21 protein-coding genes are annotated in these 24,697 nt (G+C 67.6%); 12 read left to right on the top strand and 9 right to left on the bottom strand.

Annotated elements, in window-relative coordinates:
• Positions 1-42: 42 nt before the first annotated feature.
• From SMD14_RS15155 to SMD14_RS15145, 3 genes are read right to left on the bottom strand one after another with little or no spacing between them, the layout of a single operon-like run.
• Positions 43-1,317 (bottom strand): SRPBCC family protein, encoded by a 1,275-nt coding sequence (locus tag SMD14_RS15155; protein WP_321214156.1) that lies wholly within the window; start codon positions 1,315-1,317, stop codon positions 43-45.
• Positions 1,318-1,345: 28 nt separating this feature from the next.
• Positions 1,346-2,173 (bottom strand): DUF1206 domain-containing protein, encoded by an 828-nt coding sequence (locus SMD14_RS15150; RefSeq protein WP_157241529.1) that lies wholly within the window; start codon positions 2,171-2,173, stop codon positions 1,346-1,348.
• 3 nt (positions 2,174-2,176) lie between these two features.
• A complete protein-coding gene (locus tag SMD14_RS15145; protein WP_157241530.1) occupies positions 2,177-2,467 on the bottom strand; it encodes a hypothetical protein in 291 nt (96 codons plus the stop codon).
• A gap of 155 nt (positions 2,468-2,622) precedes the next feature.
• Between SMD14_RS15145 and SMD14_RS15140 the strand changes: the two genes are divergently transcribed.
• Positions 2,623-3,159 (top strand): hypothetical protein, encoded by a 537-nt coding sequence (locus tag SMD14_RS15140; RefSeq protein WP_321214155.1) that lies wholly within the window; start codon positions 2,623-2,625, stop codon positions 3,157-3,159.
• A gap of 117 nt (positions 3,160-3,276) precedes the next feature.
• On the opposite strand, the gene SMD14_RS15135 is transcribed toward SMD14_RS15140, so the two are convergent.
• The 3 genes from SMD14_RS15135 to SMD14_RS15125 form a co-directional block, all read right to left on the bottom strand.
• Positions 3,277-4,533: an AI-2E family transporter gene (locus SMD14_RS15135; RefSeq protein ID WP_321214154.1), complete on the bottom strand. Its 1,257-nt coding sequence runs from the start codon at positions 4,531-4,533 to the stop codon at positions 3,277-3,279.
• Between the two features lie 113 nt (positions 4,534-4,646).
• On the bottom strand, positions 4,647-5,327 hold the full coding sequence (locus SMD14_RS15130) for a FadR/GntR family transcriptional regulator (RefSeq protein WP_321214153.1): 681 nt from the start codon (positions 5,325-5,327) through the stop codon (positions 4,647-4,649).
• A 6-nt stretch (positions 5,328-5,333) separates the two neighbouring features.
• Positions 5,334-6,611: an MFS transporter gene (locus tag SMD14_RS15125; protein ID WP_321214152.1), complete on the bottom strand. Its 1,278-nt coding sequence runs from the start codon at positions 6,609-6,611 to the stop codon at positions 5,334-5,336.
• A gap of 152 nt (positions 6,612-6,763) precedes the next feature.
• On the opposite strand from SMD14_RS15125, the gene SMD14_RS15120 reads away from it, so the two are divergent.
• A complete protein-coding gene (locus SMD14_RS15120) occupies positions 6,764-8,350 on the top strand; it encodes a CYTH and CHAD domain-containing protein (protein WP_321214151.1) in 1,587 nt (528 codons plus the stop codon).
• Between the two features lie 79 nt (positions 8,351-8,429).
• Here SMD14_RS15120 and SMD14_RS15115 read toward each other — a convergent pair whose 3' ends face one another.
• Positions 8,430-9,866 (bottom strand): PucR family transcriptional regulator, encoded by a 1,437-nt coding sequence (locus tag SMD14_RS15115; protein WP_157241534.1) that lies wholly within the window; start codon positions 9,864-9,866, stop codon positions 8,430-8,432.
• Between the two features lie 168 nt (positions 9,867-10,034).
• Between SMD14_RS15115 and SMD14_RS15110 the strand changes: the two genes are divergently transcribed.
• A complete protein-coding gene (locus SMD14_RS15110) occupies positions 10,035-11,465 on the top strand; it encodes a gamma-aminobutyraldehyde dehydrogenase (RefSeq protein WP_321214150.1) in 1,431 nt (476 codons plus the stop codon).
• Between the two features lie 52 nt (positions 11,466-11,517).
• Positions 11,518-12,888 (top strand): 4-aminobutyrate--2-oxoglutarate transaminase, encoded by a 1,371-nt coding sequence (gene gabT / locus SMD14_RS15105; protein ID WP_321214149.1) that lies wholly within the window; start codon positions 11,518-11,520, stop codon positions 12,886-12,888.
• A gap of 92 nt (positions 12,889-12,980) precedes the next feature.
• Here gabT and SMD14_RS15100 read toward each other — a convergent pair whose 3' ends face one another.
• The gene (locus SMD14_RS15100) at positions 12,981-14,234 is read right to left on the bottom strand and encodes an NAD(P)/FAD-dependent oxidoreductase (protein WP_321214148.1); all 1,254 of its coding nucleotides are present in this window, start codon (positions 14,232-14,234) and stop codon (positions 12,981-12,983) included.
• A 40-nt stretch (positions 14,235-14,274) separates the two neighbouring features.
• Entirely contained in the window at positions 14,275-15,315 is a 1,041-nt protein-coding gene (gene rarD / locus SMD14_RS15095; protein ID WP_157241538.1) for an EamA family transporter RarD, read from the bottom strand.
• Between the two features lie 105 nt (positions 15,316-15,420).
• Between rarD and SMD14_RS15090 the strand changes: the two genes are divergently transcribed.
• The 8 genes from SMD14_RS15090 to SMD14_RS15055 all read left to right on the top strand — a co-directional run bounded on the left by SMD14_RS15090 (position 15,421) and on the right by SMD14_RS15055 (position 24,537).
• Positions 15,421-16,419 carry a DNA topoisomerase IB gene (locus SMD14_RS15090; RefSeq protein ID WP_321214147.1) on the top strand — a complete coding sequence of 333 codons (999 nt, stop codon included), beginning with the start codon at positions 15,421-15,423 and terminating at the stop codon, positions 16,417-16,419.
• Positions 16,420-16,493: 74 nt separating this feature from the next.
• Positions 16,494-17,924, top strand: a complete 1,431-nt coding sequence (locus tag SMD14_RS15085; protein WP_321214146.1) for an FAD-dependent oxidoreductase — start codon at positions 16,494-16,496, stop codon at positions 17,922-17,924.
• Positions 17,925-17,986: 62 nt separating this feature from the next.
• Positions 17,987-18,598 (top strand): TetR/AcrR family transcriptional regulator, encoded by a 612-nt coding sequence (locus SMD14_RS15080; protein ID WP_321214145.1) that lies wholly within the window; start codon positions 17,987-17,989, stop codon positions 18,596-18,598.
• Positions 18,598-19,875, top strand: coding sequence for a nucleotide disphospho-sugar-binding domain-containing protein (locus tag SMD14_RS15075; protein ID WP_321214144.1), 1,278 nt, complete (start codon positions 18,598-18,600; stop codon positions 19,873-19,875). Before SMD14_RS15080 ends, SMD14_RS15075 begins: the two co-directional genes overlap by 1 nt.
• Before the next feature lie 177 nt (positions 19,876-20,052).
• On the top strand, positions 20,053-21,402 hold the full coding sequence (locus SMD14_RS15070; RefSeq protein WP_321214143.1) for a GAF domain-containing protein: 1,350 nt from the start codon (positions 20,053-20,055) through the stop codon (positions 21,400-21,402).
• A 125-nt stretch (positions 21,403-21,527) separates the two neighbouring features.
• Complete coding sequence (locus SMD14_RS15065) at positions 21,528-23,051, top strand: aldehyde dehydrogenase family protein (RefSeq protein ID WP_321214142.1); 1,524 nt, start codon at positions 21,528-21,530, stop codon at positions 23,049-23,051.
• A 56-nt stretch (positions 23,052-23,107) separates the two neighbouring features.
• The gene (adhP, locus tag SMD14_RS15060) at positions 23,108-24,130 is read left to right on the top strand and encodes an alcohol dehydrogenase AdhP (RefSeq protein WP_197432478.1); all 1,023 of its coding nucleotides are present in this window, start codon (positions 23,108-23,110) and stop codon (positions 24,128-24,130) included.
• Positions 24,130-24,537 carry a DUF779 domain-containing protein gene (locus SMD14_RS15055; RefSeq protein ID WP_321214141.1) on the top strand — a complete coding sequence of 136 codons (408 nt, stop codon included), beginning with the start codon at positions 24,130-24,132 and terminating at the stop codon, positions 24,535-24,537. The genes adhP and SMD14_RS15055 overlap by 1 nt, the downstream gene beginning before the upstream one ends.
• Positions 24,538-24,697: the final 160 nt, after the last annotated feature.

Raw genomic sequence — 24,697 nt, 5'->3', positions numbered from 1 at the left:
ATTGGGCGGGATGTGACCCCGCGTTGCTTTAACCCGTGCGTGCTATCTCCCTGCCCCGCCTGCTGCCATGAGTTCGAGCCGCTTGAGGGTCTCGCGGTTGCGCACTGAGATTGCGGGGTCACGCAGTACCTTGGGCACCCGCTTGCCGGGTCCGCGGATGGCGTCCTCGGCGATGGTCACCAGGCACTGATCGCCCCGGTCCTCAAGGGTGATGGCCACCTTCGCTTCGCCCATGGGCCAGCCGCGGGCCACCAGTTCCAGGGATTTACCGGGTTCGACGCCGGTCACCTGCGTGCTGTCGTTGATCACCAGCGGCCACGCGCCCACGGAGTGGTGCAGGCGTGAGCCGGCCTGCGGCCACGTGTCATCCACGGCCCTGATCCGGGAAGCGCCCACCACCCAGCCGGAGTACAGCCAGCCGTCGGCGATGACTTTCCAGATATCGGCGGCGGGGGAGTTGAACAGCTGGGACACGGTGGACATGGTGTTCCTTCCTGTGGCGGTGGAGCGGGCAGGATTCCCCGCCGCAGCGGGGGAGCGTACGACGGCGGCAGGAGCCGGCTGCTGTGCCGCCAGGTAGGAGCGCTCCCGGAGGCGGCGCGCCCAGGCATACGTTTGTGTTCCGGGCGGCTGGTTGGCGAGCGGGTCGAAGCGCAGGGGAGTGTCCCGCGGCTCGGGGGCGGCGCGCAGGCGCAGCTCGCCGCACTCATGCCACTGCCCGGTTGGCCTGGCCCAGTACAGTCCAAGAATCCATTCCCCGGAGGCCAGCGACGCGTCCGGAAGGTGCTCCGTCCGCAGGCCCAGCAGCACCGGCCCTTTCCGGCCGCGGTACGGCATGAGGGTGGTCAGGGTGGCGCTTGCGACGTCGAGTTTGGGCTGGAGCAGGAACCGGCCGGGCAGCCGCCAGCCGGTGGACGCGAAGAGGACGTCGGCCGGGCCGGGGCCGGCAAAGCCGGCAGCAGGGCCGCCGGGAGCAGGGCCGCCGGGCGGGGTGACCCGAAGCGCAAGCCCCAGGATGTCCGGAAGGTTCTGCGGCAGGCCGGCCGAACGGGAAAACCTCGCCTCGACGATGTCCGTGCCGGGCCGGTCCAGCCAGTCCAGCCCGCTCGGCTCACCGGGGCTGCCGGTCCTCGCCAGGTCCCCGGCCAGTCCCACCCCGTCCGGATGGATGGGCCGGTCAGGCCGGGCCAGCTTGAGGAGGCGGAACATGCCCGCGAAGGCGCCGCCCGCCGTCGCACTTAAGGTCCCGCCCGCCGTCGTACCTATGGGTCCGGCGCGGCCGGCCGCTGGTTGGTCACTCACAAGGTGGTCCGTCATGCCTCCTTCCTACCCCGAAAAGGCGGAACTACATGCGTCCGAACCGCGACCGGACAAGGGCGAAAATCCCATAGGCGATGAATCCGGCACCGATGGCGACCAGGAGGTACGGCCCGAAGGGATGGTCCTGGAGGGCCTTGAGGCTGCCGTCCAGCCCGGTGGATTCGTCCGGGCTGTGCTTGGCGGCGGCGATGACGAAGAGCAGTCCGGTGAGGACCAGGGCTACGCCTTTGGCGATGTGGCCGCCGACGCCCAGGACGTCGATCAGCCTGCCGCGCCGCCTGCCGTCGAAGTAGTACAGCTCCTCCTTGAACCCCCGGCGGACCCCCTTGACCATGAAGTAGATTCCAATCCCAATGATCGTCAGGCCGAGGGCCACCAGCGTCCACAGCCCTGGCGGCGTAGCCATCAGCGAGGCGCTGAAATCCCGGGTGCTGTCACTGGAATCCCCACGCAGCCCGACGGCGAAACCGGCGAAGCTGAACCCCACGCTGCTGTAGGCGATGGCCAGGAAACCGGAGGAAATGAGCTTGGACACGCGCTCCCTGCGGGGGAGCCGGCGTGCCCGCAGGGTGGCCTCGCTTGCCTGCCACAGCCCCAGGCCGAGGCAAGCCAGTACGCAGGCCCACATCACGGCCGGGCCCCAGGCGTTGGCGGCGAGCTGCTCGATCGCCCCGGTGGGCTCGGCCTCGCCGGGCTGGCCGAACGCCACGGCGATGGCAATGGCGCCGATGATCACGTGCAGCAGGGCCATGACGGCGAATCCGGTGCGCGCCAGGACGTCCAGGGCCTTGTGGTTGGAGGCCTCCTCGACAGCGTCCGCGGCCTGGCGGATGGTGGATTCCCCGTCAGACATGGCTCAGCCGTTCATTGGTCCTTCGGCCCGCAGCTTCTCGGCGCCGGGCCCCTCGACGTGCACGGTGCAGCGGACCACGAGCCTTCCGGGGGCGTTGTCCAGTTCCACCAGGGAGTCGTCCGCACTCAGGACCGTGAACACCTGGGAGTCCGGCACCACGGCCACCCCCTTGGCTTTGGCCGTCTCCCGGGCGTTGCCCAGTGCCTCGTTCTGCAGGCCTTCTATGTATGCGTTCTCGTCTTCACGGGCCGGGTCCCCAAAAGCCCAGCCAAACAAAGTCCCTGTGTTTCCCATGGCGACGATGTTACGCGTTCTGCTCTGGGAAGACGGGCTTTCGTAACATTAGTAAGTGTGCTTACCATGGGCGGGCCAAGACCCTGACGGGACACGGCAAGCGAAGACCGCACGAGCGGCATCCCGCAACCACTTCGACGTTAGGAATGCACAACATGGCAGGAAACCTCATTGCCCGGTCAGTTCACGATTTGACGGCAGCGGCGTGGTTCGGCGGATCCCTCATGGGGGCCATCGGCCTCAACGGTGCAGCGGCGGCAGCCAAGGATCCGTCCGAACGCACCCGGCTCTCCAGTGCCGGCTGGATGAAGTGGGCGCCGTTCCAGACGGCGGCCTTCGCCTCCCACCTCGTGGCGGACCTGGCCATCGCCTGGGAGAACAAGGGACGCATTGCCAAGCAGGAGGGCGTGGCCCGGGACGCCGTGATCAAGACGGCGGTGACGGTGGTAGGCGCGGCGGTAACGCTGTACTCCGGCATCCTTGGCAAGAAGGTGGAGAAGCTTGCGGACCAGGGCGCCGCGGGTGCCACGGAGCCCCGGCCGGAGGCATCCGACGAACTGAAGGCGGCCCAGCAGCAGCTGAAGGTGCTGCAGTGGGTCATCCCGGCGTTCGCCGGCCTGGTGGTTGTCCTGGGTGCGAAGCACGGCGAGATGCAGCGTCCCAAGAACGTCCTCGCGGGCCTGCGCTCCTAGCCATACGCATACGGGTGCCTGCCCCGGGGTAAGGCGGCAACGCACGACGACGGTCCGGCACCTGGGTGCCGGACCGTCGTCGTGCACGGGGCCGGGAAGGTGTCCTTGCCGGCCGGCCTAGATCGGTTTGGTGCCCGCCGGCGGCAGGTTCGGGTTCATGTCCTCGAGGTTCGGGTCCTCGGCAGTCCATACCTGGATGATGGCCCAGGCAACGGCGGCCAGCGGCACGGACAGCACCGCACCCACGATGCCGGCGAGGATGGTTCCGGCCGTCAACGCCATCAGGATCACCAGGGCGTGGAGCTGCAGGGACTTGCCCATGACGATGGGCTGCAGCAGGTCGCCCTCGAGCTGGTTGACGGCGATGACCACGGCCACCACGATCAGGGCGACCACCGGCCCGTTCGCCACCAGCGCCACCAGGGCTGCAATGATCCCGGCCACGGTGGCGCCAACCAGGGGGATGAAGGCGGTGATGAAGACGACGATGGCCAGCGGGATGGCCAGGGGCACCTGCATGATCAGCAGCGCGGCGCCGATGGCCACCGTGTCCACCAGCGCAACGATCGCGGTGCCGCGGACGTAGCCGCCGAGCACCTCAAGGGTGCGGCGGCCCACGCGGCGCAGCTTGGCTTCACGGGCTCCGGTGAACGGGCGGAGTAAGAAGTTCCAGATCTTGGCGCCGTCCTTCAGGAAGAAAAAGAGGATGACGATCATCAGGCCGGCCCCGGCGATGAACTCGGTGACCACGGACAATCCGGTGATCGCGCCGGAGCGGACCTGGCTGCTGGTGGCGAAGTCGATGATGCCCTGCCGGGCCTGGTCCAGCTGTTCCTGCTCGATGGGGACGGTCCCGGTCAGCAGGAACTTCTCCAGCTCATCCAGTCCGGAGGAGGCTTGCTGGGCGAGCTCGCTCCACTGGTTGCGCACCGAGAAGTAGATGACGGTGGACACGCCGCCCAGCACCAGCAAAAGGCCGATGAACGCGATCCCTGTTGCCAGTCCCCCGGGCAGCCCCCGGCGCCGGAGCATGTTCACGAACGGGCCGATGGCCGCGGCCAGGATCAGCGCTATCAGGATTGGAATGACCAAGAGCTTGATCTGCATCAGCGCGTAGACGGATACAACCGCCACGATAAGGATCAGCAGGACCTGGGCGGCGCGGATGCCCACCCTGCCCAGGCCGTCACCCCAGAGCTCGGAGGGGGACCTGGGTTCCTTGGGCTTCCGGGCAGCCGCCGGGCGGTGGCCTTCGCCGCCCGGCTCCCCGTGCGCGGCGGCAGCGGCAGCCGCAACAGCCGGTGATTGTGCCGTGGCCTCCTGCGGGGGTTCGTGGCTCACGTCGTGCTCGGTGAGGCGTGATGATCGCGCCATGGGAACTCCTCATCGTCGGCGGGTGCCTGCCGCGCCGGGATGCCGGACAGGCTTACTACCTTCTCAGGTAGTAAGCCTACTGACGGATTGGGCAAGGGTGAAACCCCGCAGGACTATCCGGCGAGCCATTCGGCGCAGGAGTTCAGGTTCCGGTTCACGGTGGCCACGGCGGCCTCCGCGTCACGGAGTTCAATGGCATCAACCAGCAGGCCGTGCCCCTCATGCGGGCGCCCGTCGAAACCCGGCCGGCCCTGCTGCTTCAGGAGGTCCTGGTGGAAGGCGGCGCCAAAGCTGGCGTACAGCTCGTGCAGCAGGGGGTTGCCGGAGGCCTGGGCTACCCGTTCATGGAAACCCCAGTCAGCGCGCGCCCAGGCCTCGTAGTCGCCGGCGCCCCAGGCTTCGTCCCGGGCGGCGAGCAGGGCACGCAGGGCCGTGACGTCGTCGTCCGTGGCATTCCTCGCCGCCAGCCGGGCCGCCTGGGTGTCCAGGCCCAGCCTGACTTCCAGGATGTGCTCCTCGGTGTGGTCCTGGTACAGCCGGCGGGCCGCGCCGGAAATTTCACTGGTGGCCCGGACGTAGGTGCCGTCACCGCGCCGGACCTCCAGCATTCCGCTGTGGGCAAGGGCCTTGACGGCCTCGCGGAGGGTGCCGCGGGAGACGCCGAGGCGGGCTATCAGCTCGGTTTCGGACGGGATGCGCCGGTGCAGGGGCCATTCGCCGGAGTGGACCATGCTGCGCAGCTTGGCGGTGACCTCGTCCGCGAGTGGCGGGCGGGAGGATGGGCTTAGGGCCATGGCGTGCTACTTCCTTCCAACGGCGTTGGTCATGGCCCTGCCGGTGATCAGGTGGGCCACCACGATCTGGGCCAGCGCCAGGCCAAGCAGGAGCAGGAGGGGCAGGGTCCAGCCGCCGGTGGCGCTGTGCAGCAGTCCCATCCCGAACGGCCCGGCCGTGGCCAGGAGGTAGCCCGTGGACTGGGCAAGCGTGGACAATGCGGTGGTTTCAGCGGTGCTCGCGCCGCTGCGGCTGATCATCACCATCACCAGCGGGAAGATGCCCAGGCCGAAGCCCAGCAGGGCGGCAGGGACGGCGGCCAGGCCCACCGGGAGCACCAGCAGCAGCACCAGGCCCGCCACCATGGTGACGCTGACCAGGTAGAACGCAGGCCGCAGCATCCGGGGCCGGGAGCCGATCGCGATCAGCACCATGCCTGCCGGCACGGAGACCAGCTGCATCAGCCCGAACATCAGTCCGCTGTCCGAGGCGCTCATGCCCATGGTGGTCAGCATGTAGGGGAACCAGCTCAGCAGGGCATAGGCGAGCAGGGCCTGTAGCGTGAAGATCACTGTAAGGAGCAGCCCTTTGCGGGTCCGCAGCAGCGGCCACGGCGAGACGCGGACCGCCGGCCTCCGGGGACTGTTGCGGTGGGCGTGCAGTGCCACGGGCAGGAAGCCAAGGAGGGCCGCGACGGCGGTGATGCCAATGGCACCGACGGCCGCCGACGGCGAACCGAGGGCGTGGGCCAGCGGAACCACGGCGACGGCGGTCACGGTGGCACCCGTGGTCATGGTCACCGTGTAGACGGCGGTCATGAGCGACGTGCGGTGCGCGAAGTGTTCCCGGATGAAGGAGGGCATGGCCACATTGCAGACGGCCAGGCCGGACATGCCAAGGACGCTGCCGGCCACCAGCATGCCGGTGGCCGGAATGCCGCGCAGGAGGAGCCCGCCGGCCAGCATGGCCAGGGCCACCAGGATCGCCTTTTCCACGCCAAGGCGCCCGGTCAGCCAGGAGGTGCCAGCGCCCGCCAGCGCAAAGCACAGCGTGGGGATGGACGGGATGACGGCGGCCACCAGCGCCCCATACCCGAGGACTGCCTGGAGGTCATGCAGCAGGGCGGACGCTCCGGTAATGCCCGCGCGCAGGTTCAGTCCGATCAGCACCAGCGCAATCACACCGAAAACGACGGCGGACCGGGGCTTGGTGCCCGTCCCGGGCAAAGCGGCGGCCGGGACGGCCGGGGTTGCCGGAGCGGCAGCAGCGGGCGCGTTGGCGGCGGGAGGATACGACTCGGGCATCTCTCGAGTCTAAAGGTTAGACGTTTGACGTCTGCAGTTTTGTGGCGGAACTCTCTCCCGGCCGTTCATCTTCGGGCAATAGAATCCGGTTACGGCACCGGGCCAGCCAGGTCCGGACCCGCCGCAACGACGCGGAAGGACGGCCTGTTTCGGTGAGCCAACAAACGGAGATTGAGAAGAAGTACGACGTCGACGAGGACGCCGCTGTGCCTCCGCTGGAGGGCCTCCCCGGAGTCACCAGGGCGGGTCTTCCCCATACTGCTGTGCTTCAGGCCGTTTACTTCGACACGAAGCGCCATACACTGGCGTCCCACCGGATCACCCTCCGCCGCCGCACCGGCGGAACCGACGCCGGCTGGCACCTGAAGCTGCCGCCGCTGGATGACGGTGCTTCCGCAACGGAACCGCTGCAGCGGCGGGAACTGCACGCCCCGCTGGGGCAGCCCGATGTGGTGCCTGACAGCCTCTTGGCCTACCTCCAGGCATACCTCCGGGGGGCTGAGGTGGCTCCGGTGGTGCGGCTGGAAACCAGCCGCACCACCCACGCCCTGTACGGCGAGGACGGCGTTCACTTGGCGGACCTCGCCGATGACCGGGTGACGGCCGAGCTCCTGCACCGCGGACAAAAAGGCGGAGCCGGGGGCGGCGGGGAGAAGCAGCATTGGCGTGAGTGGGAACTGGAACTCGTCCATGGCGATCCCGGGTTCTTCGGCCCCGCCGAGGAGCTGCTGGCCAAGGCCGGAGCCCGTCCCGCCGGGCACGCCTCGAAGCTTGCCCGTGCGCTGGGCGGCGCCGCCGGCTCCCTCCCGGACGCCGGCCCGTCCCGGAACGGAAGTACCCCTGCCCTGGCTGCCGGCAGGAAGGCCCCCGCAGCCGCCGTCGTCACTGCCTACCTCAGTGGACAGATCGGGGAGATCCTGGCCCAGGACCCGGGAGTCCGGCTGGAGGAGCCCGAGTCGGTGCACGACATGCGGTCCGCGCTCCGCCGGGTCCGCTCCGTGCTTTCTGCCTACTCAAAACTTTATGCAGCCGCTCCGGTGCGCCGGCTGCGCGACGAACTGAAATGGCTGGGCCAGCTGCTCGGCGCGCCACGGGATGCCGAGGTCCTGCTGGCCAGGCTCCGCGGGCACCTCGACGACCTTCCGCCGGGGGAGGGCGTGGACGACGTCAGGGCCAAGGTGGAGCACAAAGTGGGCGGCGCCTATGACGACGGTTACCGGCAGCTCCAGGAGGCGCTGCGCTCGGAACGCTACTTCCGGCTCCTGGATGACCTGGAGGCGTTCCGGGACAAACCGCCGGTCCGTCCGGACCCGGTGGCGCCGGGGCGCCGCGTGGCTGCGAAAGCCGTGGCCAAGGCTGCCAGGCGGCTGCGGCGCTCGCACAAGGCCGCGGTGCGGTCGAAGCGCGGAACGGCCCACGAAACCGCCCTCCACCAGGTGCGCAAGGATGCCAAGAAGCTGCGGCACGTGGCGGAATCTGCCGCCCAGGTCTACGGCAAACGTGGGGACAAGGTGGCCAAGGCCGCGCACCGGCAGCAAAAGATCCTGGGCAATTTCCACGACGCCGTGATCGCCCGGGACCTGCTGGCCACGGTGGGCTCACGCCAGGAACCGACGCCGGCTGCGGCAGCCTATGCAGCATTGGAGACGCGGGAGGACGGGCTGATCAGCAGCTCCGAGGCCCAGTACCGGAAAGCCCGCAGGAAGTCCCGGAAACTGCTGCGTCGCGGGCTGGGGTAGCGGCATGTCAGGGCAACTCGGGGTCAGATAACGCCCGATAAATCGCTGATATCGGGCAGGAAGTGACCCCGCGTTGGCGTTATTTCCCCTGCCGCGCGGACAGCCGGGCCACGGCCAGCGCCAGCCAGAGCTGCACGCGGTCCGCGGTGACGGCGGGGTCGTAACCGGTCAGCTCGGTAATCTGCGCCAGCCGGTACCGGACGGTGTTCCGATGCAGGGTGAGCTCCTCGGCGACGGCGGCCACCGAGCCGTTGTTGTTGAGGTAGCTCTCCAGCGTGGCCATCAGTTCCGAGCCGTGGGCGGCGTCAAAGGTCCGCAGCGGGTCCAGGGACTCGTTGGCCATGTCCGCCAGCGGTACGTCCTCGCTGGCCAGGAGCAGCGATGTCAGGCTGAGGCGCTCCGGCTCATTGACGGGCAGGCCGTGGCTTGCCGCGTCACGGGCCTCAAAGTAGCTCCACCGCAGGCCGTTCGGCTTGGTGTACGCGCCGCCGATCCCGATCGTGGCGTGGATGCCGGCTTCTGCCAGGTGGTCGCTCAGCTTCCGGGCAAGGGCAGGTGCGCCGCCGCCGTCGTCATTAATGACCAGCACCAGGTCCTTGCCCACGACGGCGGCCACCGCCTTTTCCAGTTCGCGCGGCACCGAGGTACTCACCAGTGCCTTGTTGTGGGCGGCCGAAACGGCCAGCAGCACCACGTTCTTCCGGGTGCTGTTGACGCCCACGCCGGCCAGGCGCCGCTGGGCCTCGCTGGTCTCCAGCGCCCCGTGGATCACGTCTTCCAGGACCTGGCCGCAGAGGGCACGCTGGGCCTGGCGCTGCTTGACCATGTTGTTCAGCTCCACGCTGATCAGGCTTTGGGCGTACCCGATGATGCCCGAGTCCTCGAAGGGCTGCCGGACCCAGAGGGTGCAGGCATCCCGCCGGCCGGTGGGGACGGGATAGGAGGACCAGGAGTCCGCGGACGGGGAATCGCTGCTGCTGTTGTAGAGCTGGGCCGTGAACTGGGTGAGGGCCACGTCGGTGCGCAGCATGTTGCCCAGGTGCTTGAGGAGCTCGGCGAGCCCGCCACCGGTGAGCAGTGCCCGGGCCAGAATCTGGTGCCCGGCGATCAGCCGCTCGAGTTTGGCGTAGTGGTCCGCGGACTGGGCGTCGGCCACCAGCTTGCCGATGGCAATGAACGGCGTCTCGTAGGGAACCTCCACCACCGGCAGGCCCCACCGGTTCGCCTCCGCCAGCAGGGCAGGAGGGACCGTCTCGTGCGAGAGCCCCACGCCGAAGCCAATGCCCACGGCACCGGCCCGCTGCACCTGCCGGACAAAGCGCCGCTGCTCCGGCGCGGATCGCAGGCGCAGGCCGGTGGTGAGGATCAGTTCCCCGCCGTTGAGGAACCGGTGCGGATCCTCCAGTTCCGTGACTGCCACCCAGTTGATGTCCTGGTGCCAGGTGGTCTCGGCGACCCCGGCCTTGGACAGCTTCAGGGAGTTAACACCCAGCAGGGCGGCAAGGGAGATGGCCATGGATCAAGGATAAACGGGCGCTGGGCAACCGCACTAAACAGCTCCCGGAAGGGTGTGCAGGTGGCTATTCACTGCACAGGGGCGCTGGCATAGGCTCAAGGCAGTTCCATCCATCCGCCCCGAACTCCGCCCGGGCGCGGGTGGCCCCTACGAAAGAGGTTGCACACCGTGGTCCAAACCTTGCAGAACTTCATCAACGGGAAGTTCGTCACCCCTGCCGGCACCACCCTGCTGGACATCGTGAACCCGACCAACGGGGAGGTCGTGGCGCACTCGCCCGTCTCGGTGCAGGCCGATGTGGACGCCGCCATGACCGCAGCCAAGGACGCCTTCAGGACCTGGAAGCACGTCACCCCGGGGCAGCGCCAGCTGATGCTCCTCAAGCTCGCCGACGCCGTCGAGGCCAACAGTGACGAACTCGTGGAGGCCCAGCACCGCAACACGGGCCAGGTCCGCTCCCTGATCGCCTCCGAGGAAGTGGCGGCCGGCGCCGACCAGCTCCGTTTCTTTGCCGGCGCAGCCCGCATCCTTGAAGGCAAGTCCGCCGGCGAATACTTCGAGGGGCACACCTCCTACGTCCGCCGCGAACCCATCGGCGTCGTGGCCCAGGTTGCACCCTGGAACTATCCCTTCCTGATGGCCATCTGGAAGATCGGCCCGGCGCTCGCCGCCGGCAACACCGTGGTCCTCAAGCCCTCGGACACCACCCCCGAATCCACGCTGGTCCTGGCCCGCCTCGCAGGGGACATCCTGCCCGCCGGCGTCCTGAACGTGGTGCTGGGCACGGGCGAGACCGGTGCCCTGATGGTGGACCACAAGGTTCCCGGCCTGGTGTCCATCACCGGCTCCGTCCGTGCCGGTATCGCTGTGGCGTCCGGTGCCGCCAAGGGCCTCAAGCGTGCCCACCTGGAGCTTGGCGGCAAGGCGCCGGCCATCGTCTTCAAGGACGCCGATATCAAGAAGAGTGCCGCGGCCATCGCCGAGTTCGCATTCTTCAACGCAGGCCAGGACTGCACCGCGATCACGCGCGTGCTGGTGGAGGACTCGGTGCACGACGACGTCGTCGCCGCCATGGTGGAGCACACCAAAACCCTCCGCACCGGCTCGCAGAACGATGAGGACAACTACTTCGGCCCGCTGAACAACATCAACCACTTCAACGCCGTCAGCTCGGTGGTGGAGAACCTGCCTGCCAACTGCCGGATCGAAATTGGCGGCCACCGGGCGGGGGAGAAGGGCTACTTCTTCGAACCCACCATCGTCACCGGCGCCAGGCAAAGCGATGACATCGTCCAGAAGGAAACCTTTGGGCCCGTCATCACCGTGCAGAAGTTCAGCACCGAGGAAGAAGCTGTGGAACTGGCGAATGACGTGGACTATGCCCTCGCCTCCAGCGTGTGGACCACCGACCACGGTACGGCCATGCGCCTGAGCCGCGACCTGGACTTCGGCGCCGTCTGGATCAACACCCACATCCTCCTCACCGCCGAAATGCCCCACGGCGGCTTCAAGCAGTCCGGCTACGGCAAGGACCTCTCCATGTACGGCGTTGAGGACTACACGCGCATCAAGCACGTCATGAGTGCACTCGACGCATAACCCTGCCGCCAAACCTCCGCATCAAACCCCAGGCTTTCCAGAAAGGCTCCCCATGACCACCACCGCATCAGACATCACCTTCCGCCTGGAGCAGAAGCGCCGGGTCCAGGCCGACTTCCCCGGGCCCAAGTCGGTGGCACTGGCCGAGCGCCGCAAGGCGGTAGTTGCCGCCGGCGTCGCCTCCGCCGTTCCCGTCTACGTTGCAGACGCCGACGGCGGGATCATCCACGACGTCGACGGCAACTCCTTCATCGACCTCGGCTCAGGCATCGCGGTGACCAGCGTGGGCGCGTCCGATCCCGCCGTCGTCGGGGCCGTCAAGGAAGCCGTGGAGCACTTCACGCACACCTGCTTCATGGTCACCCCGTACGAGGGGTACGTGGCCCTCGCGGAGCAGCTCAACCGCCTCACGCCCGGCGACCACGAGAAGCGCACGGTCCTCTTCAACTCCGGCGCTGAGGCGGTGGAGAACGCCGTCAAGGTGGCCCGCCTCGCCACCGGACGCGACGCCGTCGTGGCCTTCGACCACGCCTACCACGGCCGGACCAACCTCACCATGGCGCTCACCGCCAAGGCCATGCCGTACAAGACCAACTTCGGCCCCTTCGCGCCCGAGGTGTACCGCATGCCCATGAGCTACCCGTACCGCGAGGAAAACCCGGAGATCACCGGTGCCGAGGCCGCCAAGCGCGCCATCACCATGATCGAGAAGCAGATCGGCGGGGACCAGGTTGCCGCGATCATCATCGAACCCATCCAGGGCGAAGGCGGGTTCATTGTCCCGGCCGAGGGCTTCCTCCCGGCACTGGCCGCGTGGGCCAAGGAGAAGGGCATCGTCTTCATCGCGGACGAGGTCCAGTCCGGCTTCTGCCGCACCGGTGAATGGTTCGCCGTCAACCACGAGGGTGTTGTCCCGGACATCCTGACCCTGGCCAAGGGCATCGCCGGCGGCATGCCGCTCTCCGCCATCACCGGCCGGGCAGACCTGCTCGACGCCGTGCATCCCGGGGGCCTGGGCGGCACCTACGGCGGCAACCCGGTGGCATGCGCAGCCGCGCTGGCATCCATCGGCTCCATGGAGGAGTACGACCTGAACGGCCGGGCCCGCCACATTGAAGCCCTGGCCACTACCCGCCTCCGCGCGCTGCAGGCCGAGCTTGCCGGTGCCGGAACAGCCGTTATCGGCGATGTCCGCGGGCGCGGCGCCATGCTCGCCGTCGAACTGGTCCAGGCTGGCTCCAAGGAACCGAACCCGGAGCTGACCAAGGCCGTGGCGGCCGCGTGCCTGAAGGAAGGTGTCATCATCCTCACCTGCGGCACCTACGGAAACGTGATCCGCCTGCTGCCGCCGCTGGTCATCACCGACGAACTGCTGACCGACGGCCTGGACGTCCTGGCCGCCGCCATCAAAGCCAACGCGTAGCAGTCCACAGAGTTAGCGTCCCTCGCAACGGCGCGAACACAACCCGAGGCCCCGGAACTACTGTTCCGGGGCCTCGGGGGATTAAGGCGCCGCTACCTCTGGGCTTTGTCCGGTTCGCCGATGACCACCTGCGCGGGACTGTGCAGCACGTAGCCGTTGAGCCAGGAAAAGAGGGCGCGGACTTTCTGCTGGAATCCGGACAGCAGGGCAAGGTGCACCAGGAGCCAGGACAGAAAAGCCAGCGGACCCTGGAGCTGGACGCGCCGGCGCCCAAGTTCAGCCACCGCCGCGCCCCGCCCGATCATCGCCATGTATCCCTTGTCCACGTAGCGGAAAGGCTGCCGGGTTCCGCCGTTGAGGTCGGCAAGGATGTTGCGCGCGGCCCACTTCCCGGCCTGCTGGGCCACCGAACCGAGCTGCGGCAGTTTCGCTCCGGTCGAATCGGTGATGTTGGCGGCGTCGCCGATGACATACACGCCTTCCGCACCAGGGGCCGTCAGGTCTGCCTGGACGTCGATCCGGCCGCCCTTTCCCTGCGGCAGCCCCGAGCCGGCGATGAGGTCACCGCCCTTCAGCCCGCCGGCCCAGACAACGATCCCGCCCGGGATGACCGTCCCGTCAGCCAGCGTCACGCCGTCGGCCCTGACTTCGGTGACGCCCACCCCCATATGCATCTGGACACCTATCTTCGCCAGGCGTTGCCGGGTGTATTCCTGGGACTTGGAAGAAAACATGGCGAGCACGCTCGGCACCATGTCCACCAGGTGCACGCGGCACCGGGCCGCCAGTTCCGGGGAGAAGAACTTTGCCACAACGAACTTGATGTTTTCCGCCAGGGCGCCGGCAGTCTCCACCCCCGTGGGACCGCCGCCCACCACCACCATGTCCACTTCGGTTCCAGGCTCGCGGTCGGCCCGGTCCAGCAGCCGGGTCACGCTGGTTCCAAGCCTGGTGGCGTCGGTCACGGAGTACAGCGGGAAGGCATGCTCCTCCGCCCCGGGCGTATTGAAGAAGTTGGGCACGGCGCCCACGGCGATCACCAAAACCTGGGCGCGGAACGTGTCACCCTCGTCGGTGGTGACGGTGCGGTTTCCAACATCAACCGAGGCCACTTCCGCGGTCAGGACCCGCACGTTGCGAATCCGCCGGAACATGGACCGGATGGGGCGGGCAATGGCGGACACGCCGATCTGCGAGGTGGCCACCTGGTACAGCAGCGGCTGGAACTGGTGGTAGTTGTTCGAATCGATAAGCAGGACGCGGACGCCCTTGCGGCCAAGTTCCCTGGCTGCAGCGGTGCCGGCGAATCCGGCCCCGATCACGATGACCTGATATGAGTCCTCCATCCGAGCAACCTACTCCACCGGGGTTCCCGGCAACAGGGGGCTAGGGGGATTTGAGGGCCGCCCGGTTCCGTCTCCGGGCCACGGACGCCTTGCGGGCCGTGCGCAGCATGTCCACGGTCAGGACCAGCAGCGCCACCCACACCACGCCGAAGCCGATCCAGCGGTCCAGGGTCATCGCTTCCCTGAACACCACCAGCGCCAGGATGAACTGCAGCACTGGCGCGAAGTACTGCAGCAGCCCGATGGTTGTCAGGGGGAGCCGGCGGGCCGAGGCTCCAAAGAACAGCAGCGGTACCGCCGTGATCACGCCGGAGGCCAGCAGGAGCCAGAAATGGCCCGGTCCCTGGGTGGTGAGCGTGGCTGTTCCGGCGGCTGCCAGGTAGACCATCGTGGCCGCCGCGAACGGGGCCAGCACCATGCTCTCCACGCTGAGGCTGGTGACGGCGTCCACCCTGGACCCCACCCGCTTCTTGACGAAACCGTAGAGGCCGAAGCTGAAGGCCAGGGTCAGTGCGATCCACGGCAGCTTGCCGTAGGAGTAGGTGAGGACGCCCACCGCCACAAAACCGATGCCGACGGCGGTCCACTGCAGCGGACGCAGCCTCTCCTTCAGGACGAACACGCCCAGCAGGACAGACACCAGCGGGTTGATGAAGTAGCCAAGGGAGGCCTCAACGGCCTGCCCGGTGGTCACCCCGTAGGTGTACGTCAGCCAGTTGACGGCGATCAGGAGGGCGGCCAGGGCCAGCGAACCAAACACGGCCCGGTCCCGCAGGGCCTGCGCCAGCGCGGACCAGGAACGGGTGGCCATGATGAGGAGGGCGCAGAACAGCAGGGACCACACCACCCGGTTGGCCACGATTTCGACGGCGCCCGCCGGCATGAGGACGAAGAAGTACAGCGGGAGCAGCCCCCACAGCCCGTACGCCCCGATGCCAAAGAGGATTCCCGCCGTCGTCTCCTTATCTACGGCCCTGGGACCGGCGGCTTTGGGGCCGGCTGCCCGGGAAGGACGGGGCGCAGCGGCGGGAGCCGGGGCGCTGGCGGGGGAGGATCCATCGGGAGTGGGCACGGAACCCATAACACCACCCCGGGGGCAGGTATTCCAACAGGTAGGGCACGCAAACCGGCAAATAATCAGTAGGCTTGCTTTTATGATCTTCGCCAAGCGGCCGGACACGGCCCCATGAGGCTCCGGCGCAGCAACGCTTCGGGCCGAGGCTACCGCCGTGTTGCTGCCGGTAAAGGCTTCAGCTACCGGGACCTGGACGGCTCCACCTTGCCGCCCGGTCCGGTTCGGGACCGGCTGGAAAGTATCGGCATTCCGCCGGCGTGGACAGATGTATGGATTGCCCCGTTCGAGAACGGGCACATCCAGGCAACCGGTGTGGATGCGGTGGGCCGGCGCCAGTACATCTACCACCCGGAATGGCGGGAACGGAAGGACCGGGTGAAATTCGACCGTTCCCTGCAACTGGCGGAGTCGCTGCCGTCGGCCCGCCGCAGGGTCACCATGGACCTGCGCAGTGAGGGCTTTTCGCGTGACCGGGTCCTCGCCGGGGCCTTCCGGATGCTGGACAGCGGATCGCTGCGGGTGGGGTCTGAGCGGTACACGAACGAGAACGGCAGCCACGGGCTCGCCACCCTGCTCTGCGCCCACGTGACGGTGCGCAAGGACCGTATCCTGCTGAAGTTTCCCGCCAAGAGCGGCAAGGACTGGGAGTCGGAATTCCGCGACGCAGACCTCGCCGTCCTGCTGCGGCTGCTCAAGCGGCGCGGCCCCAATGCCCGGCTCCTGGCGTACAAGGAGGGACGGCAGTGGAAGCCGGTCACCAGTGCCGACATCAACGCCTACGTGAAGGAGCGGACCGGATCCGACTTCACGGCCAAGGACTTCCGGACCCTGCGGGGCTCGGTTGCGGCTGCGGGCAGCCTGGCCCGCACAGGCGCCCGGCGGACGGCGGCCAAACGCAAGAGGGCCATCGCCCGGGCCATGATGGAAGCGTCCGAGGTGCTGGGCAACACGCCGTCGATCGCCCGCAAGAGCTACGTCGATCCCCGCATAGTGGATCACTACCACGAGGGCGAAACCATCGATCCCAAACGGCCCGACTCCGCCGAAGCCGAGCTCAGGGCCCTGCTGTACCGCGAAGGTGACGTGGTTCCGCTGGCGAAGAGCGGCTGAGCCCTAGAATAGGGGACTGTGCGCTACCTGTCCGGCGCATTCTCGTCAAGACAGCCAGTTCAGAAGGGCTTCCGGTGTCCAACCACAGCGAATCCGCCTCCTCCCGTCCCCTCCGCGTCGCCATTGTGGGCGCGGGGCCGGCCGGTGTCTACGCTGCGGACATCCTCACGAAGTCCAGCGGGGTCAAGGACGGCGACTTCGCGGTCAGCATCGACCTGTTCGAGGCCTACCCGGCGCCGTACGGCCTGATCCGGTACGGCGTGGCGCCGGACCATCCCCGGATCAAGGGCATTGTCAATGCGCTGCACAAGGTCCTGGACCGCGGCGACATCCGGTTCCTGGGAAATGTAACGTACGGCCGGGACCTCACCCTGCACGACTTCCGGGCCTTCTATGATGCCGTGATCTTTTCCACCGGCGCGGTCAAGGACGCTGACCTGGACATCCCCGGCATCGAGCTGCAGGGCTCCTTCGGCGGCGCTGACTTTGTGTCCTGGTACGACGGCCACCCGGACGTCCCCCGCGAGTGGCCCCTGGAGGCGAAGGAAATCGCGGTGATCGGCAACGGCAACGTGGCACTGGATGTGGCCCGCATGCTGGTCAAGCATCCTGAGGAGCTGCTGAGCACCGAGATTCCGGACAACGTTTACCAGGGGCTGAAGGCTTCGCCGGTCACGGACGTGCACGTCTTCGGCCGCCGGGGCCCGGCCCAGGTGAAGTTCACGCCGCTGGAACTGAGGGAACTGAGCCACATGAACGACGTGGACATTGTGCTCTACCCCGAGGACTTCGAGTTCGACGAAGCCTCCGATGACGCCATCCGCAGCAACAACCAGATCAAGACCATGGTGAACACGCTCACCAACTGGCTGGTGGAGGAGCACACCGAGTCCGAGAATCCGTCCTCCAGGCGGCTCCACCTGCACTTCCTGCACAGCCCCGTAGAGGTGCTCGACGACGGCACGGGCAAGGTGGGCGGGATCAAGTTCGAGCGCATGCAGCTCGACGGGACCGGGAATGCCAAGGGCACGGGGGAGTACATCGAGTACCCGGTCCAGGCCGTTTACCGGGCCATCGGCTACCACGGCTCCGCCCTGGACGAACTTGAGTACGACGCCAAGCGGGGCGTCATCCCCAACGAAGGCGGCCGGGTCCTGGACGCTGAAGGCAACCCCGTCCCCGGCATCTACGCCACCGGCTGGATCAAGCGCGGGCCGGTAGGCCTGATCGGCCACACCAAGGGCGACGCCCTGGAAACCATCGGTTTCCTCCTTGAGGACCGGCTGACCCTGCCCCCGGCCAAGAACCCTGACCCCCAGGCGATTATCGACCTGCTGGAAGAGCGCGGCATCGAATACACCACATGGGAGGGCTGGAACAGGCTCGACGCCCACGAAGCAGGCCTCGGTGCTGCCTGGACCGGGCCCGAAGGCCTGGACCACGTGGTCCGCGAACGCATCAAGGTGGTGCCGCGCGAGGAGATGATCCGCATCTCCCGCGGCTGAGGATTCCGTGACCATCCCCATACCCCTTACCTTGGGGGATATTTCGAGTTAAGCTGATTAACATGAATGCGGACGGGATGAAGACCCGGCCCTACGACTCGCCCAAGCGCGCCGCCTCCGCCGCCGAAACGGGGCGCCGGATACTGCAGGCAACTTTGGACCTGTTCAAGGAAGGGCCGCTCGGTGACGTCACCCTGAACGCAGTGGCGGATCGGGCAGGTGTTACCGTCCAAACTGTCATCCGCCGCTTCGGTGACCGCATGGGCCTCATCCACGCCGCCGCTGAATTCGCGTCCGCAGAGGTTGCCGGCCAGCGCGGCGCCGTTGCCCCCGGCGACGTCCCGGCCGCCGTCGACAACCTCCTGGAGCACTACGAAACTACCGGTGCGCTGGCACTGAAACTGTTGGCTGAGGAGGACACCTCACCCCTCCTGGCGGAAATCACCGAAGGTGCCAGGCGCCTCCACCGGCAGTGGTGTGAGCGGGTTTTCGCCCCCTTCCTTGAGGGCGGGTTCCTCCCGGACGGGCAGGACCGGAACCGGCGCCTGGCCCAGTTCGTCGCCCTCTGCGACGTCTACACCTGGAAGCTGCTCCGCCTGGATGCGGGCCTCAGCCGCGACCAGGTGGCACTTTCCTTACTCGAAATGCTGGAGCCCTTCACCCGGAGGCCGTGATGTCCACCGTTCTTGGCTATACCTCGCCCGCCATAGGCCATCTTTTTCCGATGGTTCCCCTGCTCCTGGAACTGAATGCCCGGGGCCACGATGTCCATGTACGTGCCCTTCCCGGCCAGGTCCCCATGCTGCGGAGCGCGGGCCTGCATGCCGAACCTGTCGACCAACGGCTGCTGGAGTTGGTGCACCGGGACTACCTGGCGAAGTCGGTCAAGGCGAACCTCGCCTCAAGCACTGAGACCTTCACAGCGCGTGCCCGGATTGACGCCCCGGACCTTCGCAGCGCCATTGGCGACGTCAATCCCGACCTGCTGCTAGTGGACATCAACGCGTGGGGTGCCCGCATGGTGGCGGAGGCCAGCGGGCTCCCGTGGGGAGCGTTCAGTCCCTACACACCGCCGCTCCAGTCCAAGGGGACGCCGCCTTTCGGGCCCGGGCTGGACCCGATGCCGGGGCCGCTGGGAAGGATCCGGGACGCACTGGTACGCCCCCTCGTGACCGGAGCCGTGGAGAAGTTGATGCTGCCCGGCATCAACAGGGTGCGCGCTGACATCTCCGCCGGGAAACTTCCCCCGGTCCGGAGCGTGGACGCTTTCTTCCGCACCGCCCCGCTCACGCTGGTGACCACCTCCGAACCATTTGAGTACCCGCACCCTGACTGGGCGCCGGACGTCAGGATGATCGGGGCGCTGTCATGGGAACCGCCGGCACCGCCGCCCGCCTGGCTTGGTTCCCTCAAGGAACCGGTAATTCTGGTAACGACTTCGTCCGAATACCAGGCCGACGAAGCCATCGTTCACGCGGCACTGCAGGGCCTCACGGGGGAGCCGTTCACCGTCGTCGCCACGCTGCCGGCTGCGGAGGGCGGCGTCGCAGGAGCGCACCGGGCTTCCAGTGTTGATGGCTTTGGACAGCTTCCCCCGAATGCCCGGCTGGAACATTTCCTGCCGCACGTGCCGGTTTTGGAGCACGCGGCAGTTGCCATCACCCATGGCGGAATGGGTGCCACCCAGAAGGCGCTGGCCAAGGGGGTTCCGGTGGTTGTGGTCCCGTTCGGCCGGGACCAGCATGAGGTGGCGGCGCGGGTTGTGGCGGCAGGCGCGGGTGTGCGCCTCAGCCGCAGGAAGCTCACTCCCGGGACGCTTCGAGCGGCGGTTCACGAGGCCCTTGGCAAGAGGGAAGGGGCCCGCCGTGTGGCCGAGGGGTTCAGGGCGGCCGGCGGTGCAGCCGCCGGAGCGGACGCCCTGGAGCAATTGGTCCGCATCCAATACGGCTGACGCGTCCCTGTTTGCGTAACTTTTGCAGGCAGCTGGTCCCCGCAACCGCGCCGTTCCGGGGACTGCCGCCTGCCACAGGGGCCAAAAGCAACGCATTTGCGGCCGCCGTCCAGCCCGGCTGAGGGGTACAATTGCCGGGCTGGCAGAACGAATGCCGCGCACCATCATGGGAGTTCGATGACGAACCTGATCCAGCCGGCCGCCGAGCCGCACCAGCGAGCCGCCCTCGCCGGGCATGAGTTCCTGGACGGTGCCGCTGCCGGCACCCCCGAGATACCAGGCCTGCGCAAGCTCATCAAAGAGTCCTGGCAGCGTTCGGCCAGTTTCAAGGCAAACCCGGACAGCCCGGCAGCCCCGCTCGCCATGGACCGGGACGTGCTGGAGGACTACCGCAGCCAGCACCCCCTGGCCGCCATCATGCCTGTCATAAACAAGCTCCTGGTCCAGCCCAGCCACGACAGCGGCCTGCTGGTGGCAGTGGGTGACGAGGTGGGCCGGCTCCTGTGGGTGGACGGGGACCCCGTGCTGCAGCGCCGCGCCGAGGGCATGATGTTCGTCCCGGGTGCCGACTGGTCCGAGGCAACGGTGGGAACAAGTGCCCCCGGAACCGCCCTTGCCCTGGGCCGGGGAATCCAGATCGCCGGGGCCGAGCACTACCAGCGCACCGTCCACCCCTGGAGCTGCACCGCTGTTCCTTTCCACGATCCGGATTCCGGCGCCGTCCTGGGCGTGGTGGACATCACCGGTACGGCCACGGCGGTGGCACCCCACACGTTGTCGCTCGTCGAGGCTACCGTGGCCGCCGCGCAGGCGCAGCTGCGGGTTGAACGGCTGCAGCTGGCGGCGTCGCTGGCCAGCAGGCCCGCACGACGGCGGAGCCAGGGCAGCGCTTCCCGGTCACCGGTGCCGGGGGCGAAGGAGGGCAGCCTGTACCGCAACAGCCTCCAGCTGCTGGGCCGCGACCAGGCCCTGCTCAGCATCGAGGGCAAAACCGTGGTGCTGTCCGCCCGGCACAGCGAAATCCTCGCCCTGCTGAGCTCGCACCCGGACGGACTGAGCGCCGAGGAACTCAGCGTCCTCCTGTACCCGGGCGACGGCTCCACCATGACCCTGCGCGCCGAAATGGTCCGGCTGCGCAAGGTCCTGCAGCAGCTCAACCCGGCCGCCGTTCCCGGCTCGCGGCCGTACCGGCTGCCCCTGGACCTGGTGCCGGACAGCGGCCAGGTCCTTAACTGCCTGCAGCGCGGCGCCCACCGGATCGCGCTGGAGATCTACCGCGGGGCCGTGCTGCCCAAGTCCGAGGCCCCCGGCATCACCGACCTCCGGGACAGGGTCTCGTCCCTGATGCGGGAAGCCGTCCTCACGGACGGCAGCGCCGAAACGCTGCTCAAGTACGCTGAGCTGCCCGAGGCGAGGGACGACGTCGGGGTCCGGCGTGCCGCCCTGAAACTGCTGCCTGCCCGCTCGCCCAAGCGTGCCGCCGTCGTCGCCGACCTCGAGCGGCTGGAAGCCGAACTGCGCGCCTGACAATGAGCCCCTGTGATGTGGGCCACAGGGTTGCAACCTGACTGCAACCTTTGCCCTCCTACGCTGAGTGCAACGGCGGAGGCCATGAGCCGGCCTCCGCCCCATGCACAGCAAAGGAGCTAGCAATGACTGTTTACGCCCAGCCCGGTACCGAGGGTTCGAAGGTCACGTTCAAGGACCGCTACGAGAACTGGATCGGCGGCGAATGGGTGGCCCCGGTGAAGGGCCAGTACTTCGAAAACGTCACCCCGGTCACGGGCAAGGTCTTCTGCGAGGTGGCCCGCGGCACGGCGGAGGACATTGAACTGGCGCTCGACGCCGCGCACAAGGTTGCGCCGTCCTGGGGCAAGACCTCCGTGGCCGAGCGCGCCGCGATCCTGAACAAGATCGCTGACCGGATCGACGAGAACCTGGAAATGCTGGCCGTCGCCGAGTCCTGGGACAACGGCAAGCCCGTCCGTGAAACCCTCAACGCCGACATGCCCCTGGCCGCGGACCACTTCCGCTACTTCGCTTCCGCCGTCCGCGCCCAGGAGGGCCGGCTCTCGCAGCTCGACGAGGACACCACCGCCTATCACTACCACGAGCCGCTCGGCGTCGTCGGCCAGATCATCCCGTGGAACTTCCCCATCCTGATGGCCGTCTGGAAGCTCGCGCCCGCCCTCGCCGCCGGCAACGCCGTGGTGCTCAAGCCCGCCGAGCAGACGCCGGCGTCCATCCTGGTCCTGATGGAGCTCATCGGCGACCTGCTCCCCGCCGGCGTCCTGAACGTGGTCAACGGCTTCGGCGTCGAGGCAGGCAAGCCGCTCGCCTCCAGCCCCCGGATCCGGAAGATCGCCTTCACGGGCGAGACCACCACCGGGCGGCTGATCAGCCAGTACGCCAGCCAGAACCTGATTCCGGTCACCCTGGAGCTCGGCGGCAAGAGCCCGAACATCTTCTTCAACGACGTCGCCCAGGAGAACGACGCGTTCTACGACAAGGCGCAGGAGGGCTTCGCGCTGTTTGCCTTCAACCAGGGCGAGGTGTGCACCTGCCCGTCCCGCGCGCTGGTCCAGGAAGACATCTACGAGTCCTTCATGGCCGACGCCGTTGCCCGGGTGGAAAAGATGGTCCAGGGCAACCCGCTGGACACCGCAACCCAGGTCGGGGCCCAGGCCTCCAACGACCAGCTCGAGAAGATCCTTTCCTACATCGACATCGGCAAGCAGGAAGGCGCCACGGTCCTGACCGGCGGCGCCCGCGCCGAGCTGCCCGGCGACCTTGCCGGCGGTTTCTACGTCCAGCCCACGGTCTTCGAGGGCCACAACAAGATGCGGATCTTCCAGGAGGAGATCTTCGGCCCGGTGGTCGCCGTAACGAAGTTCAGCGACTACAACGACGCCATGGGCATCGCCAACGACACCCTGTACGGCCTCGGCGCCGGCGTCTGGTCCCGCAACGGCAACGTGGCATACCGGGCAGGCCGGGAAATCCAGGCCGGCCGTGTCTGGGTGAACAACTACCACGCCTACCCGGCGGGCGCCGCGTTCGGCGGCTACAAGTCCTCAGGCATCGGGCGCGAGAACCACGCCATGATGCTGGACCACTACCAGCAGACCAAGAACCTGCTGGTCAGCTACAACGAAAACAAGCTCGGCTTCTTCTAGAAGTAGCCGCTGCACCCCAGTTCCAACCCCGCTACAACGACGCAAGGATTTCGCCAATGACGACGAGAATGCAAGCAGCAGTAGTAACCGAATTCGGCAAGGACCTCCAGGTCCAGGACCTCGAGATTCCCGCCCCCGGGCCGGGACAGGCACTGGTCAAGGTCCTGACCACCGGCGTCTGCCACACCGACCTCCACGCGGCGGAAGGTGACTGGCCCGTCAAGCCCTCACCGCCCTTCATCCCCGGCCACGAGGGCGTGGGGGAAGTGGTGGCCCTCGGCGAGGGAGTCACCGACCTGGCCGTCGGTGACCTGGTGGGCAATGCCTGGCTCTGGTCCGCCTGCGGCGACTGCCAGTACTGCCGCACCGGCTGGGAAACACTCTGCGAAGTGCAGAAGAACGCCGGCTACAGTGTTGACGGCTCGTTCGGCGAGTACATGCTGGTGGACTCGCGCTTCGCCGCCCGCATACCGGCGGGATCCGACCCCGTCGAGGTGGCGCCGGTGCTCTGCGCCGGCGTCACCGTCTACAAGGGCCTGAAAATGACCGAAGCAAGGCCGGGGCAGTGGGTCACCATTTCCGGCATCGGCGGCCTTGGTCACATCGCCGTCCAGTATGCCGTCGCCATGGGCCTCCGGGTGGCTGCCGTGGATATTGCCGACGACAAACTCGCCCTGGCGAAGGCGCACGGCGCCGAACTGACGGTCAACGCCCTGCATGAGGACCCGGTGGAAGTCATCCAGCGCGAAACCGGAGGATGCCATGGAGTACTGGTCACCGCGGTGCATCCCTCGGCCTTCGGGCAGGCGATCGGCATGGCACGCCGTGGCGGGACGATCGTGTTCAACGGCCTGCCGCCCGGCGACTTTCCCGCACCGATCTTCGAGATTGTGCTCAAGGGCCTGACAGTCCGCGGTTCAATCGTGGGCACCCGACAGGACCTGGAGGAGGCGCTGGACTTCTACGCCCAGGGCAAGATCCACCCCACGGTGTCCGTCCGGGAACTCTCGGAGGTCAACGCCGTCCTGGATGAAATGAAGCACGCCAAGATCGACGGCCGCGTAGTCCTGAGGTTCTGATGCCGCTGGACAGGCTTGAGGCCGGGGTGACGCTGCCCGGGGAGGACTTCTCCCGGGTGGCGCTCACCCCGGCGGCCGTGCAGCTGCTGCGGAAACTGTGGCTCCAGCACGGTCCGCTCATGTTCCACCAGTCCGGCGGCTGCTGCGACGGGTCCTCGCCCATGTGCTATCCGGCGGGCGACTTCATCACCGCGGAAGCAGACGTCCTGCTTGGCCTCTTCGACCTCTCCCAGGGACTGGAACCGCAGCCGCTGGAATTCTGGATGTCGCGGGAGCAGTTCAGCTACTGGAGCCACACGCACCTGACGGTGGACGTGGTGCCGGGCAGGGGGAGCGGCTTTTCGGTCGAGGCGCCGGAGGGAAAAAGGTTCCTGATCCGGTCCGCCCTGATGGACTGGCCCGCCTAGGCCGGTTCGACCAACTACCACTTGGGACCCTTCATCTGAAGGGTCCCAAGTGCTTTGCCGGAATAAAGTTCGGCAGAGTAACCGTCTCACCATTCGGGACAATTGGGCCCGTCCAGTGGATGGACACTACCGTTAATAGGTCTGTTTCCATCCGAAACCA

The sequence above is a fragment of the Pseudarthrobacter oxydans genome (genome assembly GCF_034258515.1).
Taxonomy (GTDB): Bacteria; Actinomycetota; Actinomycetes; order Actinomycetales; family Micrococcaceae; genus Arthrobacter.
The sequence above is the reverse complement of the archived record's forward strand: the minus strand, read 5'-3'. Positions and strand labels throughout refer to the sequence as shown.

Excerpts from the sequence above, each read along its gene's own strand:
- SMD14_RS15155 (WP_321214156.1), bottom strand. The coding sequence starts at position 1,317 with ATGACGGACCACCTTGTGAGTGACCAACCAGCGGCCGGCCGCGCCGGA.
- SMD14_RS15150 (WP_157241529.1), bottom strand. The coding sequence starts at position 2,173 with ATGTCTGACGGGGAATCCACCATCCGCCAGGCCGCGGACGCTGTCGAG.
- SMD14_RS15145 (WP_157241530.1), bottom strand. The coding sequence starts at position 2,467 with ATGGGAAACACAGGGACTTTGTTTGGCTGGGCTTTTGGGGACCCGGCC.
- SMD14_RS15140 (WP_321214155.1), top strand. The coding sequence starts at position 2,623 with ATGGCAGGAAACCTCATTGCCCGGTCAGTTCACGATTTGACGGCAGCG.
- SMD14_RS15135 (WP_321214154.1), bottom strand. The coding sequence starts at position 4,533 with ATGGCGCGATCATCACGCCTCACCGAGCACGACGTGAGCCACGAACCC.
- SMD14_RS15130 (WP_321214153.1), bottom strand. The coding sequence starts at position 5,327 with ATGGCCCTAAGCCCATCCTCCCGCCCGCCACTCGCGGACGAGGTCACC.
- SMD14_RS15125 (WP_321214152.1), bottom strand. The coding sequence starts at position 6,611 with ATGCCCGAGTCGTATCCTCCCGCCGCCAACGCGCCCGCTGCTGCCGCT.
- SMD14_RS15115 (WP_157241534.1), bottom strand. The coding sequence starts at position 9,866 with ATGGCCATCTCCCTTGCCGCCCTGCTGGGTGTTAACTCCCTGAAGCTG.
- gabT (WP_321214149.1), top strand. The coding sequence starts at position 11,518 with ATGACCACCACCGCATCAGACATCACCTTCCGCCTGGAGCAGAAGCGC.
- SMD14_RS15100 (WP_321214148.1), bottom strand. The coding sequence starts at position 14,234 with ATGGAGGACTCATATCAGGTCATCGTGATCGGGGCCGGATTCGCCGGC.
- rarD (WP_157241538.1), bottom strand. The coding sequence starts at position 15,315 with ATGGGTTCCGTGCCCACTCCCGATGGATCCTCCCCCGCCAGCGCCCCG.
- SMD14_RS15090 (WP_321214147.1), top strand. The coding sequence starts at position 15,421 with ATGAGGCTCCGGCGCAGCAACGCTTCGGGCCGAGGCTACCGCCGTGTT.
- SMD14_RS15080 (WP_321214145.1), top strand. The coding sequence starts at position 17,987 with ATGAATGCGGACGGGATGAAGACCCGGCCCTACGACTCGCCCAAGCGC.
- SMD14_RS15075 (WP_321214144.1), top strand. The coding sequence starts at position 18,598 with ATGTCCACCGTTCTTGGCTATACCTCGCCCGCCATAGGCCATCTTTTT.
- SMD14_RS15070 (WP_321214143.1), top strand. The coding sequence starts at position 20,053 with ATGACGAACCTGATCCAGCCGGCCGCCGAGCCGCACCAGCGAGCCGCC.
- SMD14_RS15065 (WP_321214142.1), top strand. The coding sequence starts at position 21,528 with ATGACTGTTTACGCCCAGCCCGGTACCGAGGGTTCGAAGGTCACGTTC.
- adhP (WP_197432478.1), top strand. The coding sequence starts at position 23,108 with ATGACGACGAGAATGCAAGCAGCAGTAGTAACCGAATTCGGCAAGGAC.
- SMD14_RS15055 (WP_321214141.1), top strand. The coding sequence starts at position 24,130 with ATGCCGCTGGACAGGCTTGAGGCCGGGGTGACGCTGCCCGGGGAGGAC.